This window comes from Facklamia sp. P12945 (genome assembly GCF_050409485.1).
Taxonomy (GTDB): Bacteria; Bacillota; Bacilli; order Lactobacillales; family Aerococcaceae; genus Facklamia.
On the sequence record NZ_JBNUPJ010000008.1, the window covers coordinates 49945 to 66934 of the forward strand.

Annotated in this window: 16 protein-coding genes; 3 read left to right on the forward strand and 13 right to left on the reverse strand. The window is 38.1% G+C overall.

The features are described from left to right. Window positions 1–6: 6 nt before the first annotated feature. The gene (locus tag ACQV2X_RS04040) at window positions 7–1899 is read right to left on the reverse strand and encodes an ABC-F family ATP-binding cassette domain-containing protein (protein ID WP_428894262.1); all 1893 of its coding nucleotides are present in this window, start codon (window positions 1897–1899) and stop codon (window positions 7–9) included. Window positions 1900–2044: 145 nt separating this feature from the next. Between ACQV2X_RS04040 and ACQV2X_RS04045 the strand changes: the two genes are divergently transcribed. Beyond that, window positions 2045–2704 (forward strand): lysostaphin resistance A-like protein, encoded by a 660-nt coding sequence (locus tag ACQV2X_RS04045; RefSeq protein ID WP_428873432.1) that lies wholly within the window; start codon window positions 2045–2047, stop codon window positions 2702–2704. 12 nt (window positions 2705–2716) lie between these two features. On the opposite strand, the gene ACQV2X_RS04050 is transcribed toward ACQV2X_RS04045, so the two are convergent. Continuing rightward, window positions 2717–3394, reverse strand: a complete 678-nt coding sequence (locus ACQV2X_RS04050; RefSeq protein WP_428885038.1) for a uracil-DNA glycosylase — start codon at window positions 3392–3394, stop codon at window positions 2717–2719. A gap of 120 nt (window positions 3395–3514) precedes the next feature. On the opposite strand from ACQV2X_RS04050, the gene ACQV2X_RS04055 reads away from it, so the two are divergent. Both ACQV2X_RS04055 and ACQV2X_RS04060 read left to right on the forward strand, forming a co-directional pair. Next, a complete protein-coding gene (locus tag ACQV2X_RS04055) occupies window positions 3515–4078 on the forward strand; it encodes a 5-formyltetrahydrofolate cyclo-ligase (protein WP_428875215.1) in 564 nt (187 codons plus the stop codon). A gap of 69 nt (window positions 4079–4147) precedes the next feature. Then, entirely contained in the window at window positions 4148–5041 is an 894-nt protein-coding gene (locus tag ACQV2X_RS04060) for a fructose bisphosphate aldolase (RefSeq protein WP_428873435.1), read from the forward strand. A gap of 62 nt (window positions 5042–5103) precedes the next feature. Here the strand turns inward: ACQV2X_RS04060 and ACQV2X_RS04065 are convergent, their stop codons facing one another. The 11 genes from ACQV2X_RS04065 to purE form a co-directional block, all read right to left on the reverse strand. Then, window positions 5104–5997, reverse strand: a complete 894-nt coding sequence (locus ACQV2X_RS04065; protein ID WP_428873436.1) for a mechanosensitive ion channel family protein — start codon at window positions 5995–5997, stop codon at window positions 5104–5106. 71 nt (window positions 5998–6068) lie between these two features. Further along, the gene (gene purD, locus ACQV2X_RS04070; protein ID WP_428875217.1) at window positions 6069–7322 is read right to left on the reverse strand and encodes a phosphoribosylamine--glycine ligase; all 1254 of its coding nucleotides are present in this window, start codon (window positions 7320–7322) and stop codon (window positions 6069–6071) included. 15 nt (window positions 7323–7337) lie between these two features. Continuing rightward, window positions 7338–8903 (reverse strand): bifunctional phosphoribosylaminoimidazolecarboxamide formyltransferase/IMP cyclohydrolase, encoded by a 1566-nt coding sequence (gene purH / locus ACQV2X_RS04075; RefSeq protein WP_428893482.1) that lies wholly within the window; start codon window positions 8901–8903, stop codon window positions 7338–7340. A gap of 1 nt (window position 8904) precedes the next feature. Beyond that, on the reverse strand, window positions 8905–9471 hold the full coding sequence (gene purN / locus ACQV2X_RS04080) for a phosphoribosylglycinamide formyltransferase (protein WP_428873440.1): 567 nt from the start codon (window positions 9469–9471) through the stop codon (window positions 8905–8907). A gap of 14 nt (window positions 9472–9485) precedes the next feature. Then, entirely contained in the window at window positions 9486–10526 is a 1041-nt protein-coding gene (gene purM, locus ACQV2X_RS04085; protein ID WP_428893483.1) for a phosphoribosylformylglycinamidine cyclo-ligase, read from the reverse strand. Between the two features lie 18 nt (window positions 10527–10544). Continuing rightward, on the reverse strand, window positions 10545–12035 hold the full coding sequence (purF, locus tag ACQV2X_RS04090; protein ID WP_428873442.1) for an amidophosphoribosyltransferase: 1491 nt from the start codon (window positions 12033–12035) through the stop codon (window positions 10545–10547). Beyond that, entirely contained in the window at window positions 12014–14239 is a 2226-nt protein-coding gene (gene purL, locus ACQV2X_RS04095; protein ID WP_428893484.1) for a phosphoribosylformylglycinamidine synthase subunit PurL, read from the reverse strand. Before purL ends, purF begins: the two co-directional genes overlap by 22 nt. Then, window positions 14232–14918: a phosphoribosylformylglycinamidine synthase subunit PurQ gene (purQ, locus tag ACQV2X_RS04100; protein ID WP_428873445.1), complete on the reverse strand. Its 687-nt coding sequence runs from the start codon at window positions 14916–14918 to the stop codon at window positions 14232–14234. Before purQ ends, purL begins: the two co-directional genes overlap by 8 nt. A gap of 1 nt (window position 14919) precedes the next feature. Beyond that, entirely contained in the window at window positions 14920–15168 is a 249-nt protein-coding gene (gene purS / locus ACQV2X_RS04105) for a phosphoribosylformylglycinamidine synthase subunit PurS (RefSeq protein ID WP_428873447.1), read from the reverse strand. Window positions 15169–15195: 27 nt separating this feature from the next. Then, on the reverse strand, window positions 15196–16326 hold the full coding sequence (gene purK, locus ACQV2X_RS04110) for a 5-(carboxyamino)imidazole ribonucleotide synthase (RefSeq protein ID WP_428873448.1): 1131 nt from the start codon (window positions 16324–16326) through the stop codon (window positions 15196–15198). Then, the gene (gene purE / locus ACQV2X_RS04115) at window positions 16319–16804 is read right to left on the reverse strand and encodes a 5-(carboxyamino)imidazole ribonucleotide mutase (RefSeq protein ID WP_428873449.1); all 486 of its coding nucleotides are present in this window, start codon (window positions 16802–16804) and stop codon (window positions 16319–16321) included. The genes purK and purE overlap by 8 nt, the downstream gene beginning before the upstream one ends. Window positions 16805–16990 lie beyond the last annotated feature (186 nt).

Consider the following 16990-nt stretch of genomic DNA (forward strand, 5'->3'; position numbering starts at 1 on the left):
TACCTCCTATTGGTCCAAATCACTTAAATAGTCATAGCGTTCATAAAGTTCTAGTAAGTTAGCTTCTAGAAACTCAATTTCAGTATGAAGATCCATTAGCTTACCAGCATCTTCTGAATGTTCTTCCATCAGTTTTTGCTTTTGCTCTATTTGGCTTTCTAACTCGACTATCCGTTCTTCAAGACCTTGCAATTCTTGTTTTTCATGATAGGTCATTCGCTTTTTTTTATTTAATTGAGACTTTTGAGCGCTTTCTTTGTTGGCTTGCTTACTTGGTTTTGCTTCATTCTCAATATGATTATCCTTAGTTTCTAAGTATTCTGAAAAGCTTCCCCAGTATAAGTCAAACTTCCCTTCTCCTTTTAAGACCAGTAATTGATCGACTGTCTTATCTAAAAAATAACGATCATGAGAAACAATAATCACTACGCCTTCAAAAGATTCTATATAGTCTTCTAAAGTATTTAAAGTCTCAATATCTAAGTCATTGGTTGGCTCATCCAATAAAAGAACATTGGGTTCTTGGATTAAGAGGGTTAATAAGTAAAGTCTTCTTTTTTCTCCACCAGAAAGTGACTGTATCATTGAACCATGACTCTCTTTGGGAAAATTGAAACGCTCTAACATTTGCGCAGCCGAAACTCTTGAACCGTCTGGACGTTTGAACTGATCCGCTACTTGGGTTAAATAGCTTAAGATACGCATAGCTTGTGGCAAATCTTCATCTAATTGACGATAATAAGCAATATTAACTGTTTGTCCTAACCGACATATACCCTTTTTAAGTGGATGCAAGCCTGCCAAGCAATTTAAGAAAGTTGATTTCCCCACTCCGTTAGGACCCACAACTCCCAAACGATCGCCCTTAACAAATGTCTTAGTTAGACCGTTAATGATAATCTTATCAGCAATTTCGACTGTAAGGTCTTCTAATTCAATAATTTGATTACCCATCCGCTGTTGTGAAAAATTAAAATCAATAGCATCTTGAGATTGGTCTCTTAGGCCGATCGAATCCTTCAATTGGTTAAAGCGATCAATCCTAGCTTGTTGTTTGGTTGATCTGGCCTGAGCGCCTTGACGCATCCAGGCGAGTTCTTGTAAGTAGAGCCGATCTTGTTTTTGGGCTTGTTTGGCTTGCATTTCGATCAATTCAGCCTTTTTAGTTAAATAAGTCTGATAATTGCCTTCAAACTCAGTAATGCGTCCATATTGTAATTCAATAATTTTATTGACTGAGCGTTCTAAGAAGTAGCGATCATGAGTGACTAGTAATAAAGCACCTTTGTAAGAAGCTAAATATTTTTCCAACCATTGGATTGACTCTACGTCTAAATGATTGGTCGGCTCATCTAAAATTAAAAGATCCGGTTCAGCAATTAAGACTTGAGCGATCCCAATCCGTTTTTGCTGGCCCCCTGAACATTCTCCAACCCTTTTATTTAGATTATAGATTTTTAATTGGGTCAGAATAGACTTAGCCGATATCTCAACTTCCCAAGCAGATTTCAAGGTCATTTCATCTGATAATTTGGTGAATTGATCTTGTAAGAAATGATTGGTTGGGTCAGCCTCTAACTCCATGCGGCATTTTTCATAAGTTAATAACAATTGAATATCCGCTGCTTTTGAATCATAAACCGTTTCTAGGATGGTTTTATCTGGATCTAAACGAGGGTTTTGCTCCAGATAGGCAATTTCGTATTGATTAGGGGCTTTAATTTGACCATTATCATAACTATCGATTCCTGCAATTACTCTTAAAAAAGAAGATTTTCCAGTTCCATTCGGTCCAATAAGCCCCACTCGATCACCTGTTCGGATTGAAAAATCGACTTGGTCGATCAATTGCTTCACACCATATGATTTTGATAGATTTTGTATACTTAGTTCTTTCATAGTCTCTACCCCTTTTTTACAATCAACTTATTATAGCATACAAGCAACTTATCTTGAAAAATATCAAAATCATTCAGCATTAGATAGACTAGTCTTTTTAGTAGGATAAGATATAATAATATTATCAAAATTTTAGGAGGTTATTATGAAAAATAGAGCTTGGAAATTACTTTTTACTTATATCCTTTTCTATCTTATCACCCCCGCTATTGCTCTTGCCTTAGGTGTGGCAGAAGAGTCGATACCATGGGTTTTACTAGTCAGTATGCTAATTATTTGCTTTGTTGCTTGGTACTTGTATGGAAAATATACAATGGATCAATGGCAGCGATTACTCCAGCAAACTAGTTGGAAGAGTCTTTTAGGTAAAACTATCCTTTGCTTCTTAATTATTGGCATTGTACGTATTATCCTACTTAGTCTAATTGAGCCTTATATAGACTTGGAGGGTATGGGGGCTAATCAACAAGCCATCCAGGATTTAATTGGGAACGTTCCTAGTTATTTTACTTTCTTTATGTTAGTTATTTTTGCTCCTTTTGTGGAAGAACTAATCTTTCGTCAAGCCATCATCGGTCCCTCAGTCCACAAAGGCAAATCGTTCAAATGGTCAATGACAATCTTATCGATTTTACTATTTACAGGAGCGCACATGGCTACTTTAGCAGATGCTGTCATCTATCTTCCGTTGACTTTAGGTCTCACTTATTTTTATTGGAAGTATCAAGCCAATGTAGCGGCATCCATGAGTTTTCATTTTATCAATAATTTGATTGCTTGGATTACGCTTACTTTTTTCACCTAGTTATAGTTTTAGCTAAGGTGCCCACTTGATAGGCTGATAGCCTTTTTCAATTAAAAAGGAATTGGTTTTCGAAAAAGGCTTGGATCCAAAAAAACCACGATAGGCTGCTAGGGGGCTCGGGTGACTGGACTTGATCACTCGATGCTTGGAACGATCTATCAACTTTTCAAGTGATTGTGCTTTTTTACCCCAGAGAATAAATATAAGAGAGTTTGGATGATGATTAAGGCATTGAATGATTTGGTTGGTGACGAATTCCCATCCGATTCCTTGGTGAGAGTTCGCTTCACCTGCTCTGACGGTTAACACGCGATTTAATAACAGCACTCCTTGTCTCGCCCAGTCTGACAGGTCTGTTTCTTTTCGGATAGGGACTTTGAGATCATCTGATAATTCTTTAAAAATATTTTTCAAAGAAGGAGGCACTGACTGGCCCTCATTCACTGAAAAAGCCAAGCCGTTGGCTTGATTAGGACCATGGTAAGGATCTTGTCCAATAATAACTACCTTAGTATCAAAATATGGACACAGCTCTAAAGCTTTAAAAACTTCTACTGCTGGTGGATATATGACAGCCTCTTCCTGGTTTAAATAATTGTTTAATTGATTCAGGACAAGCGATTGTTCTTGCTTGTCTAAACAAGCTGTCCAATCGGCTGCGATTTCTTTTAAATCAGCTAATTGATACATAAAAACACCTCTTTCTTTTATTATCATTGTAATTTAAAAGTATACAAGTAGAAAGCAGTTGATTTATCTTTTATAAACTAATGGTATAATTATAATAAGTATTTTATTAGGAGGTTCAAAATGAAGAGTAAGACAGAATTAAGAAAAGAAATTTTTGCAAAAAGAGCCCAACTTACAAGTGAATATCGTCGCTTTGCCGAAGAAAAAATTTATCAACAGCTTTTCCAACTGGATGAATATAAAAAAGCAAAAAAGATGATGGTTTATTATTCTACTGATGAAGAAATGAACACTCATCCCATCATTCAAAGAGCATGGAAAGACGGAAAAACAGTGGGTATTCCTCGAGTTTTCCCTGGTCGTGTCATGGAAGCCTTAGTATATAAAGAAAATTCTCCTCTAGAAAGATCCGCTTTTGGAATCTTAGAGCCAGAAAAAATCAGTCAAAGACTTGAACCAGAAGACATCGACCTTATCATTATGCCATGCGTAACTTGCAATAACCGTGGCGAACGCCTTGGTTATGGCGGAGGCTACTATGATCGTTACTTACTTAGAGCTAAAAATGCCTATTTAGTTCTACCTTATTATGCCCAATTACAATACGATGACATTCCTACAGAAGACCATGACAAACAAGTTGATATGGTGATGACTGAAGAAGGCACTTACCTTATCGATTAAAATGAAATAGATTGCATATTTTAAGATTTAAAGCTATCATAAGCATAGTAAACGTAAAGGAGTAATGGAATGAATTCACAACAATTTGAACAAATTAAAAACGGCAAAGGTTTTATCGCTGCGCTTGATCAATCTGGAGGATCCACACCAAAAGCTTTAAAGGCATACGGAGTAAACGAGGACCAATATTCAAATGAAGATGAAATGTTTGATAAAGTTCATGAAATGCGTAGACGTATCATGACTGCCCCTTCTTTTAGCAACGAAAAAATCTTAGGCGCTATTTTATTTGAACAAACAATCGATCGTGAAGTTGAAGGCAAAAAAACAGCTGACTATCTTTGGGAAGAGAAAAAAGTAGTTCCTTTCCTTAAAGTGGACTTAGGACTCATGGAAGAAGCAGATGGTGTTCAACTAATGAAACCTATCACCCTTCTTGATGAATTGTTAGAAAGAGCTAATGAGCGTCATATTTTTGGAACAAAAATGCGTTCTACTATTAATTCATATTCTGAAGTCGGAATTAAAGCAGTTGTTGATCAACAATTTGAAATTGCTAAACAAATTATTGCTGCAGGACTCGTTCCAATTATCGAACCTGAAGTAAATATTCATGCAGAAGATAAAGAAAAGATCGAAGCAAAATTAGCTGAAGAGATTCTGGCTCACTTAAACAAATTGGAAGAAAATGAATTAGTGATGCTTAAAATTACTATCCCTACTAAGCCTTCTACCTATGAAGAAATTGCCAACCATCCAAATATGGTAAGAGTCGTTGCTTTATCAGGTGGATATCCTACCGAGGAAGCTAATGCCCGCTTGAAGAAAACACCTAACTGCATCGCTTCATTCTCCCGTGCTCTTTCACAAGATTTAAGAGCCAGTCAAAGTGATGAAGAGTTCAATCAAACTATTAAAGAAGCCATCGATGGTATTTACGATGCTTCAGTTAACAAAGCTTAAATATTAGGTTTATACATAAAAAGCTAACCTCAAATGAGGTCAGCTTTTTATTTGGCTATTATTTATTCTGCTTCCATGAACTGTTCTTCATTTAATGCTACTTGAACTCGCTCTTGATTACCCATGGCTAATTTCACCTTAGCTTCAGATAAGCCTTGGATAAAAGCTTTATAGTATCTAGCTTGAACGACTAACATGTCATCAACACTCTTGGACCATATCCTTATTTTATAAATCAAACGTCCTTGTGAGTCACGAAAGACTCCTAAAAATTCTGGAGCACGTAAAATCAACTGATCATCTTGTGGCACTTTTAAATAGATTTCTTGAAGCCGAGCTTCAAGCTGATCTATATTTTGTTCAGGATAAATGAACAAATCAATATCCACACGGATACTATTGAGTGAGAGATTGGACATTTGAGTAATACTGCCGTTGGGAATGAAATGATGAATTCCATTGTAATCACGGACGACCGTATTTCTTAAACCAATGGAATAAACGGTTCCACTGTAGCCATTAATATCTACCGCATCCCCAACATCAAATTGGTGTTCCAAGAGAATGAAGAAACCATTAACAACATCTGAGACTAAATCTTTAGCACCCAAACCAATGGCTAAACTGACAATTCCAGCCCCAGCTACTAAAGTACCAACTGGAACACCCATGATACTTAAGACCGTATAGGCTAAAAAGAAATAAAAAAGATATTGAACCAAGTTAGTCAATAAACGACTAATTGTATGATTGCGTGCTTTTTTAGCAAAGCGAATACGTGAAGACCTTTTACCCAGAAAGTAACTCTCAATCATTTTAATTAAAACTTTTTTTAAAGTGTAAAGTAGAATGACTGAGAAAATGATTTTAAATAAGCTAATCAAAATATCTTGTGATAGCTGAATAATATCAATTTCCGTTCGGAATTGTGTGACGATATCTGAAATAAAGTCCATAGCCAACCTCCTAATTTATATCCTTAAAATGAAAGTCGATTGAAAACCGATATTTTCATTCTAAAGGAATGCTATGGCTTAAGCAAGTTGACCCCTATGTCTTTACGGTAATAAATTTGATCGAGTGCTTGTTTTGATAGATACTCATAAATTTTGTCTTGTGCTAATTGCTTTGTGTCAGCTAAACAAGTAACCATGGCAATTCTTCCCCCGCTAGAAACAAGTGGGCGGTAAGAAGAAATCCCTGCATAGTAGATTTTCATAGTCTCATCCATAGAAGACTTTAATGAAAACTCAATCCCACGTGTAGGATTTTGTGGGTAACCTTCAGCCGCTAAGATAACTCCCATGCATGCTTTTTCTTCCCTCCACTCCACTTGGGTCTCACGACCATGCAGCAAGTCATTGATCAATTCTGCAAAATCTGTTTTCAATAAAGGCAAGACGACCTGGGTTTCTGGATCACCGAAACGTGCGTTAAACTCAATCACTTTTGGTCCTTCAGCTGTGTTCATTAGCCCTGTGTATAAAACACCATTAAAAGGAGTCCCCTCTTTATCCATAGCCACTAAAGTAGGCTCTACAATCGTTCGAAGGGTTTCTTGATATAGTTCTTCTGAGATATCTTCAACGGGGGCAAATGCTCCCATACCGCCTGTATTAGGCCCCAGATTACCATCTAATAAACGTTTATGATCTCTAGCTGGCAAAGAGTGGCAAACTTTACCTTTATAAACCATTGAAAAGATTGAAAACTCTGGTCCAAGCAAACATTCTTCAATTACGATTCTTTGCTTTGCTGGATCTTTTTCAAAAGCTAATTTAATCGCATTCTCTGCCTCTTCTTTACTTAAAGCAACGGTAACTCCTTTACCTGCAGCTGGCCCATCGACTTTAACTACAATCGGAGTCGACTGGTTATTCAAATAAGCGAGTGCAGCCTCTTGCTCAGTAAAACTAGCATACTGGGCAGTTGGAATCTTATATTTTTGCATTAATTTTTTGGCAAACAATTTAGAACCTTCGATTTGAGCAGCAGCTTTACTTGGCCCAAAAGCAATTTGACCTGCTTGGGTAAAATGGTCAACAATTCCTTCAAATAAAGGTCCTTCCGGACCTACAAAAGTCCAATCAATTTGTTCTTGTTTGGCAAAATTGATTAAGTCTTCAAAAGCATTCTCAGCGATGTCTACACAATTTATGCCATCTACTTTCATACCTGGATTGCCAGGAGCACAAAAAACCGATTCGACTAGGGGACTTTTTAACAAATGATAGGCAATCGCATGTTCGCGTCCTCCACTACCAATAACTAATAATTTCATGATTACCTCTTTCTCTTAATGACGGAAATGACGGACTTTGGTCGCTAACATAGCAATACCGTATTCATCGGCTTTGGCAATTACTTCCTTATCACCAATGGAACCACCTGGTTGTACAATTGCCTGAACACCATATTGATGGGCTAACTCAATTGTATCTGTCATTGGTATAAAGGCATCTGAAGCTAATACCATCTTAGAAAAGTCGGCACCTAATTCTTTAGCATGATCCAAAGCAATTTTAGCAGCTCCTACACGGTTAGTCTGACCTGCACCTACACCATAAGTCTGCTGACCATCAGCCACAACAATGGCATTTGATTTAACATGCTTAACCACTCTCCAGGCAAATGATAAAGCCGCTCTTTTTTCATTAGAAGTTGAAACTGTCCCCATTTGCTGCCATTGTTCAGAATCTTCTACTAAACTATCAGCTTCTTGAACTAAAAGTCCTCCACTTATCGAAGTTATTTCTTCAGCATCCATTGAAAGGTCATCCATGTCTAATTGAAGTACACGCACATTCACTTTTTGCTTGAGGATTTCTAAAGCTCCCTCTTCAAAAGAAGGCGCAATAATAACATCAAGAAACATGGAATGAAGCGTTTCAGCTAATTTAATTGTTAAGGTCCGATTCACAACCACAATGCCTCCAAAAATAGAAATTGGATCTGCTTGACGGCATCGATTAAAAGCTATCTCTATTGTTTCAGCAACCGCTATACCACAAGGATTCATGTGTTTAACTGCCACTGCACATGCTTGATCTGGAAATTCGCGGATCATTTTGATAGCGGCATCTGCATCGCGTAGATTATTATAAGATAAAGGCTTACCATTTAAAACTTTGGCATGAGTAATAGCATAAGAAGATGTGATTGGTTTTTGGTAGACAGCTGCTTTTTGATGAGCATTCTCACCATATCTTAAATCATACATCCGATCATAAGTTAAGGTAAGTGATTCAACTGGTGCAATTTGACCTTCTTCTTCCACTTCAGCAATTTGATTAGCCAAATAACTGGCAATCAAAGCATCATAAGCTGCCGTGTGAGCAAACACTTTTTGAGCCAATCGTTGACGAGTAACAGCCTTAGTCTGACCTTGACTTTCTAATTCTTCAATGACAACAGCATAGTCTCTTGGATCTACAACAACGGTGACAGATTGATAATTTTTAGCTGCAGAACGGATCATACTCGGTCCTCCAATATCAATCTGTTCAATTGCTTCTGCTAAAGTCACTTCTGCTTTTTTAATTGTTTGCTTAAATGGATAAAGATTAACAATAACAAAATCGATGTACTCAATTTCGTGATTTTTAACCGCTAGTTGATGGTCTTTATTATCTCTTAAAGCCAGTAAAGCTCCGTGAATTTTTGGATGCAAGGTCTTCACTCTGCCATCCATCATTTCAGGAAAATTAGTCACTTCCTCAACAGCCGTTGTCTTAAGTCCAGCTTCATCAAGAAAACGTTTGGTCCCTCCTGTTGAGATAATCTCAACTCCTTGAGCAATTAAGGCTTTCGCCATTGGTAGCAGACCCGTTTTATCCGAAACACTTATTAATGCACGTGACAATTTACTCCACTCCTTTAAGAAATTCTTTTACAACTTGAGGATATAATTGATGTTCTACTTGATGGATCTTTTCCTCAAGATCCACTAATTTTTCGCCTTCTTCAATCAAAACTTTCTTCTGACCTAAAATTCTGCCTGTATCGATTCCTTGATCCACTAAATGAACAGTCACTCCTGTTTCTTTAACCCCAGCTCGGTAGGCATCAGCGATGCCGTGCCGACCAGGAAAAGCAGGAAGCAGTGAAGGATGAATATTGAGTATTCGATCAGGATAAGCTTCTAATAAAGGTGGACCAATGACACGCATGTAACCTGCTAATAGAATGTAATCAATCTGATAATCCTGCATCTGTATTAATAGAAAATTTTCATAGTCTTCTCGAGTATTAAAGTCTTTTGGACTGGCCACTAAAGTAGTTATGCCCAATTTGTTTGCTCTTTCCAATGCATAAGCTTGATGATAGTCTGAAAATAATAAGACAAATTCAATGTCAGGTCGATCCTGGCATGATTCCACTAAAGCCTGAAAATTAGAACCTGACCCTGATGCAAATACTGCAACTTTCATCCTTCCCCTCCTTACTAGTTGAAAATAACTTCTTTATCTCTTTTCTCAACCACTTGACCAATTTCATAGGCGTTTTCTCCAAGTTGGTCTAATCTTTGTTTTACTTCCACTACTTTTTCAACATCTACTGCTAGGACCATACCAATCCCCATGTTAAAAATTTCATACATTTCTAAGGATTCAATTTTTCCTAAAGCTTGCATTTGATTAAAGATTGGTAACACTGGCCAAGAGCCTAAATTAATCTCACAAGCTAAATCCTCTTGCATCATCCGTGGTAAGTTTTCGACAAACCCTCCACCTGTAATATGGGCTATTCCGTTAATTAAACCATCTTTAACCAATGGCATGACCGTTTTGACATAGATTTTTGTTGGAACTAATAAAGCTTCAGCTAAGCTTTGGTCAGCGCCTTCTAAAACTGGCTCCGATAATTGATAATCATGTTGATTGAAGAAGATGTCACGGACTAAAGAGAAACCATTGGAATGAATGCCTGATGAAGCTAAACCAATTAGAACATCTCCTGCCTTGACCTGATTACCCGTAAGCAATTCTTTTTTCTCGGCTATTCCGACAGTAAATCCTGCCACATCAAAATCTTTCTCGTCATACATACCAGGCATTTCAGCTGTTTCTCCACCCACTAAAGCAGCTCCTGCTTGAACACAACCTTCAGCAACCCCTGCTACTATTTGCTCGACTACTTGAGGATCATTTTTACCCACCGCAATGTAGTCAAGGAAAAATAAAGGTTCTGCACCCTGAGCCACCACATCATTGACGCACATGGCTACACAATCGATACCAATTGTATCGTATTTTCCTGCTTGAATAGCGACCATTAATTTGGTACCGACCCCGTCTGTTCCACTTACTAAAACCGGTTCTTGATATGAAAATTTTGAAAGATCAAACACTCCACCAAAGCCACCTAAATGAGTTAACACTTCAGGACGTATGGTTCTTTCGACATGCTTTTTCATTCTTTTAACCGCTTCATATCCAGCGTGCACGTCTACTCCTGCACGACTATAAGCATTTTCCTTCGTCAACTTATTTCCTCCTAATCATTAATCTTCAACAATGCGTTCTAATTCTGCAAGATATTCTTTTTCAAAATCATGTAGAGCTGTCGGATAATCTCCATTAAAGTATGCCATACATAATCCTTTATAAGGAGCATCTGATTGAAGGTCAATAGCCGAAACTAAACCCTCTTCACTGAGATAGGCTAATGAATCAGCATCGATAATCTTTTCAATTTCTTTTAGTGTATGGTTGGCCGCAATTAAATCGCGCGTATTCGAAATATCAATACCGTAAAAACAAGGATGTTTAAGTGCGGGTGACGCAATGCGTACATGAACTTCCTTAGCACCTGCGGCTTTTAATAAGCCAACAATTCTTTTAGACGTTGTCCCTCGAACGATGGAATCATCTACCATCACAATACGTTTTCCTTCGACAACTTTGCGGACTGCTGAAAGCTTCATCCTTACACCCCGCTCTCTTAGTTCTTGGGTTGGTTGGATAAAAGTTCGTGCAATATACTGGTTCTTAATAAGACCCATTTCATAAGGAATACCAGCTTCCTCTGCATAACCTGAGGCAGCCGAAAGTGATGAATTGGGAACACCAATTACAATATCAGCTTCGACCGGCTGTTCTTGGGCTAGTTTTTTTCCTGAATTCTTGCGAGCTGTATGTACGTTGATACCATGTATGTTCGAATCCGGTCGAGCAAAATAGATAAACTCCATCGAGCAAATAGCTTGTTGACGGCTTTCTGTATAATATTCTTTTTGGATACCTTCATTATTAATGGAAACCACTTGACCTGGTTCCACATCAAATAGATAAGAAGCACCAATTTGGTCTAAAGCGCACGACTCAGAAGCCATTACATACCCACCATTAGGCATTCTTCCTACAATCAACGGTCTAAACCCATTGGGATCACACACTCCAATTAATTCTTCTTCAGTAAGGAACAGATAAGTAAAACCTCCTACCACTTGCTTTAAAGATTCTTTTAACTTTTCAATGAAGCTTTCTTTTTGAGAGCGACGAATCAAATGCATAATTACTTCACTATCAGAAGTGGTATTAAAAATAGAGCCTTTTTTCTCAAGTTCCACTTTTAAAGTGTGAGCATTGACTAAGTTTCCGTTATGAGCCATGGCAACCGGTCCATCATTGAAATGAAAGACAAGGGGTTGGATATTATTAATATCATTAAGACCGGCAGTTGCATAACGTACATGACCTAAGGCAGCATCTCCAGGTAATTCTTCTAATTTTTGACGGCGATTAAAAACTTGATTCACTAAACCAAAGTCACGATGAGCTAGCATTTCATCGCCATTAAGGACAGCAATTCCCGCCCCTTCTTGACCACGATGTTGAAGGGCATGTAGACCATAGTAAGCATCAAATGCGGCATCTTTTTGATTCCATAAACCTATTAGACCACATTCTTCATAGGGTAAATCGAATATATCATCGGTGATTTCAGTAGAGACGACTTCTTGGCCTCGGATTACTTCCCTCTTAAAAGACATGGTATAGCTTCCTCCCATAGTTGTTGCAAGTCTGAGCGTTTGGCATCAATAAATTGGTCTTTGGCTTGAATTTGAATTCGATCTTTATCGGTTACTTGACCGATTAAAGTGAATTGGTCTTTAAATTCAGCTTCAAACGCTGCTTTTTGATCAGCTCTTACAGAAACAATAAAGCGTGAACCGTTCTCTGCGAATAAATGACTAGCTGGTAGGTCCACTTTTACTTCTAGACCTAAGTCCGTATTAAATGCTGATTCCGCTAAAGCAACAGCTAATCCACCTTCAGAAAGGTCATGCGCAGAAGCAAGATATCCTTTTTGGATAGCCGCGGCAACAGTCTCCTGGTTGGCCTTTTCAGCTGCTAAATCATAGTCAAATAAAGGACCTTCGATCTTACCTAGCATCATTTTTTGTAATTCAGATCCATTAAAGGCATCTGTCGTATGACCAATCATGTAAATAGCATCTCCAGCTGCTTTAAAGAATTGAGTAGTTACTTTTTCGATATCTTTTATTAATCCAACCATACCAATCATTGGAGAAGGATAGATTGCTTGACCATTTGTCTCATTATAAAGTGATACGTTACCAGAAATAACTGGGGTATCTAATTGACGGCAGGCTGCTGCAATACCATCAGCTGATTTATCTAATTCATAAAAGACTTCTGGCTTTTCTGGGCTTCCAAAGTTTAAACAGTCAGTAATTGCTAAAGGTTTTCCACCTGAAGCTACGATATTTCTAGCTGCTTCTGCTACAGCCATTTGGCTACCAATTTCCGGATTGAGATAGATGTAACGTGAATTATAATCAGCAGTCATAGCAATCGCTTTTTTAGTGCCACGAATTCTAACCACTGCTGCGTCTGAGCCTGGCCAGACTAAAGTAGAGGTTCGAACTTGCGAGTCGAAAGTATCGTAAGCTACTTTTTTAGAAGCGACTGTTGGCTGTTGTAAGATATCTTTTAATGTTTGGGTCGCATTATCAATTTGTGGTTGGAATTGTCCCTTATCTGCCCATTCACGAATACGCTCTGGTACTTGACCTTGATTGTTATACACCGGTCCATCTCCTAGCGAATTAACTGGTAAGTTGGCTACTTCTTTACCTTGATGCATCAAGCGGTATTGACCATCCCCAGTAACTTCACCAATCACTACAGCGTCTAGATCATATTCTTTAAAGACATTGATAATTTCTTCTTCCATACCACGCTTGACACATAAAAGCATCCGTTCTTGCGATTCAGAAAGCATCATTTCATAAGGAATCATGCCCGTTTCTCTTTGAGGAACTAGGTCAAGGTTTAAAGTTACACCTGTGCCAGCTTTTTCAGCCATTTCTGAAGACGAAGAAACTAAACCAGCCGCACCCATATCTTGAATACCCACTAAAGCTTCTTTATGGTTGTAGATAACTTCTAAACAGGCTTCCATCAGGAGTTTTTCCATAAATGGGTCTCCTACTTGAATAGCTGAGCGTTCAGATTCCACTTCATCGTCAAATTCTACTGAAGCAAAAGTTGCTCCATGAATACCATCACGCCCTGTCTTTGCTCCTACGTAAACAATAGAGTTTCCAATTCCTTGGGCTTGACCTACTTGCATATCTGCATGGTCAATTAGACCTACAGACATCGCATTTACTAAAGGGTTTCCCTTATAACAATCATCAAAAGCAATTTCACCGCCTACTGTTGGAATCCCGATTGAATTTCCATATCCAGCAATTCCGGCGACTACTTCTTCGAATAAATAGCGCATACGGTCATTATCTAACTCCCCAAATCGTAAGGAGTTCAATGATGCGATGGGACGAGCTCCCATAGAGAAGATATCTCTTAAGATACCGCCGACACCAGTTGCTGCTCCTTCATAAGGTTCAATAGCAGACGGGTGATTATGACTCTCAGCCTTAAAAACAACAGCTTGTTGGTCACCAATATCGACAATACCTGCTCCTTCACCGGGTCCTTGAAGAACTTGTGGACCATCTATTGGAAACTTCTTAAGTACTTGCTTAGAGTTTTTATAAGAACAGTGTTCAGACCACATCACAGCATAAAGGCCTGTTTCAGTAAAATTTGGTTGACGTCCTAAAATATCTTCTTTGATATGTAAGTATTCTTCATCCTTTAATCCCCAATCACGGTAAATTTTACTTGTTTCTACTTCTTGAGGAGAAAGTTCCTTTAATTTAGCCATGTTGCACCGCCTTTGTTTGATAGTGATTAATCATTGATTGAAAGACTCCAATACCATCTGTACCATTAATTATTTCTTCAACTGCCCGTTCTGGGTGTGGCATCATGGCCATCACATTGCCTTCTTTATTAGAAATCCCAGCAATATTTGCAATCGAGCCATTCGGGTTTTCTCCTGCATAACGGAAAAGAATTTGGTTGTTTTCTTCTAATAATTTAAGTTCATCTTCTGAAACGACATAATTCCCCTCACCATGAGCGATTGGAACGGTAATAATCTGTCCTTCTTCATAGGCATTTGTAAAGGCAGAACCTGCATTTACAACCTCTAGAGGCTGTTTTTTTGAAACAAATTTTAAAGAAGTGTTACGAATCAAAGCACCTGGCAGAAGTCCTGCTTCTGTTAATATTTGAAACCCATTACAGATACCAATGACTAATTTGCCTTCATTAGCAAACGCTTTAACAGCTTGCATCACGTTAGAATGAGAAGCAATCGCACCACAGCGTAAATAATCACCAAATGAGAACCCGCCAGGTACTAGGACTGCATCAAAACCTTCTAAGGAATCAGCCTTATGACTAACATATTCTACTTCTTGCCCCATGACATCTTTGATAGCATGAAAGGCATCTAAATCACAGTTAGAGCCTGGGAATTGAATGACTGCAAACTTCATCCTATTCCACCTCCGTAATTGTGTAACGATAAGATTCCATTACCGGATTAGCTAAAATTTTATCACAGATTTCCTCAACTAAAGTCTCAATTTTTTCTTGTCCTTTTTCAATTTTTAATTCAAAGTATTTTCCTTGACGAATTTCTTTAACCTGGTTAACTCCCATACGATGAACAGAACCTTTAATTGCTTCACCTTGAGGGTCTAAAATTGATTCCTTATAAGTTACGAATACCTCTACTTTATACATAAGAACAACTCCTTAAATTTTAGATTTTTATGATTTATAAGACCAATTGTCAATCTTTTTTAATGTTTTTAAAATACTCTCAGGATTTTGAGCAAGCTGAGTGATGTGTCCCATCTTACGATCTTGACGCGCTTCCCCCTTACTATATAGATGGAGGTGCCAATCGGGATGATTTGGCCATTGGTCAATCACCATCTCTTGATCTTGTCCTAAAATATTTGTCATTACAACAGGAGATAATAGTTTATTTTGTGGAAGTGTCATACCGCAAATTGAGCGAATATGTAAATCAAATTGTGAATACTGACATGCTTCAATGGTATAGTGACCTGAATTATGTGGTCGAGGTGCCAATTCATTCACTAGAATTTTATCGTCGGCTAGAAACATTTCAATACAAACAATTCCAATTAAGTTCAGTTTATGGGCAATCGTTTTTGCCAGCTTAAAGGCTTGATTGGCCACTGCTTCACAAACACGAGCGGGTACAATCGACTGATGAAGAATATGATTATAGTGAATATTTTCAGACAAAGGAAAAATACGCGTTTGACCTTGTTTATTCCTTACGACCATATGGGATAACTCCATATCGAAAGGAACAAAAGCTTCTAATATACAAGGAGCTGAGTCAATAAGCTGTTTGGCTTCTTCTATATCGTCTTCGCTCTTTAACATGATTTGTCCTTTACCATCATAACCAAAGCGTCTTGTCTTCAAGACGGCTGGGTAATCTAATTGCTCAAGACCTTGCTTAAGTTCTTCATAACTACTAACTGGATAATAATCTGCAACGGGTACACCACTAGTTCTTAAAAACTCTTTTTCTGTTAAACGATCTTGAGTAAGTCTTAAAATTGAAGAACCTTGAGGAAGATATGCTCCCTCTTCTACAATTCTATTAAGCGACTCCAAAGAAATATTCTCAAATTCAAAAGTTAATACATCGACTTGATGGGCGAATTCAGCTAGACTTTTTTGATCATCGAAAGCTGCTTGACAATGAAAGTCTGCAACTTGAGAGGCTGAACAATTTTGTCCTGGATCAAAAATTCCTACGCGATATCCCATCCGCTTTGCAGATTGGGACAACATTTTGCCCAGTTGTCCGCCGCCGATAATGCCGATAGTAGAACCAGGTTTAATGTAATTATTCAAGTTCTTGCCCACTTTCTATGGACATTTGACGCATCTGTCGGTGGTATTGCTCTAATTTCTGCACTAAAGAAGCATCTTGTAGACTTAAAATTCGGATAGCTAATAGGCCCGCATTTTTTGCCCCTGCCTTACCAATAGCTGTTGTTGCTACCGGAACACCACCTGGCATTTGAACAATGGATAGTAATGAGTCCAATCCATTTAAAGTAGAGCTCTTAATAGGCACACCGATAACCGGCAAGGTAGTTTGACTTGCAACCATTCCCGGTAGATGAGCAGCTCCCCCTGCACCTGCTATAATAACTTGTAGACCTCGCTTGTGAGCATCTTTAGCATAAGCAAACATTTCATCAGGCATACGATGCGCTGACACAACTTTCTTTTCAAATTCGATTCCAAATTCAGTTAGCACTTCTGTGGCTATTTTCATTGTAGGCCAGTCTGATTTTGACCCCATAATGACTCCAACCGATACCATTTCATCGCCTCCTCAAAAGCATAGTAGCACATTAAAAGTGCTTAATAAACCTCGATTCAAACAAACAAAGGCTTAATTATCTTAATGTTCGTGTTTGAATCAGAATTAAAAACTATGCTTAAGTATTTTAATGATGTGAACCTCAAAAGTTGGAGTTTGTATTTAAACGGTTAATTGAATGGTATA

Bases quoted from the DNA above. Each gene is read 5' to 3' on its own strand.
- ACQV2X_RS04040 (WP_428894262.1), bottom strand. From the start codon at position 1,899: ATGAAAGAACTAAGTATACAAAATCTATCAAAATCATATGGTGTGAAG.
- ACQV2X_RS04045 (WP_428873432.1), top strand. From the start codon at position 2,045: ATGAAAAATAGAGCTTGGAAATTACTTTTTACTTATATCCTTTTCTAT.
- ACQV2X_RS04050 (WP_428885038.1), bottom strand. From the start codon at position 3,394: ATGTATCAATTAGCTGATTTAAAAGAAATCGCAGCCGATTGGACAGCT.
- ACQV2X_RS04055 (WP_428875215.1), top strand. From the start codon at position 3,515: ATGAAGAGTAAGACAGAATTAAGAAAAGAAATTTTTGCAAAAAGAGCC.
- ACQV2X_RS04060 (WP_428873435.1), top strand. From the start codon at position 4,148: ATGAATTCACAACAATTTGAACAAATTAAAAACGGCAAAGGTTTTATC.
- ACQV2X_RS04065 (WP_428873436.1), bottom strand. From the start codon at position 5,997: ATGGACTTTATTTCAGATATCGTCACACAATTCCGAACGGAAATTGAT.
- purD (WP_428875217.1), bottom strand. From the start codon at position 7,322: ATGAAATTATTAGTTATTGGTAGTGGAGGACGCGAACATGCGATTGCC.
- purN (WP_428873440.1), bottom strand. From the start codon at position 9,471: ATGAAAGTTGCAGTATTTGCATCAGGGTCAGGTTCTAATTTTCAGGCT.
- purF (WP_428873442.1), bottom strand. From the start codon at position 12,035: ATGTCTTTTAAGAGGGAAGTAATCCGAGGCCAAGAAGTCGTCTCTACT.
- purL (WP_428893484.1), bottom strand. From the start codon at position 14,239: ATGGCTAAATTAAAGGAACTTTCTCCTCAAGAAGTAGAAACAAGTAAA.
- purQ (WP_428873445.1), bottom strand. From the start codon at position 14,918: ATGAAGTTTGCAGTCATTCAATTCCCAGGCTCTAACTGTGATTTAGAT.
- purS (WP_428873447.1), bottom strand. From the start codon at position 15,168: ATGTATAAAGTAGAGGTATTCGTAACTTATAAGGAATCAATTTTAGAC.
- purE (WP_428873449.1), bottom strand. From the start codon at position 16,804: ATGGTATCGGTTGGAGTCATTATGGGGTCAAAATCAGACTGGCCTACA.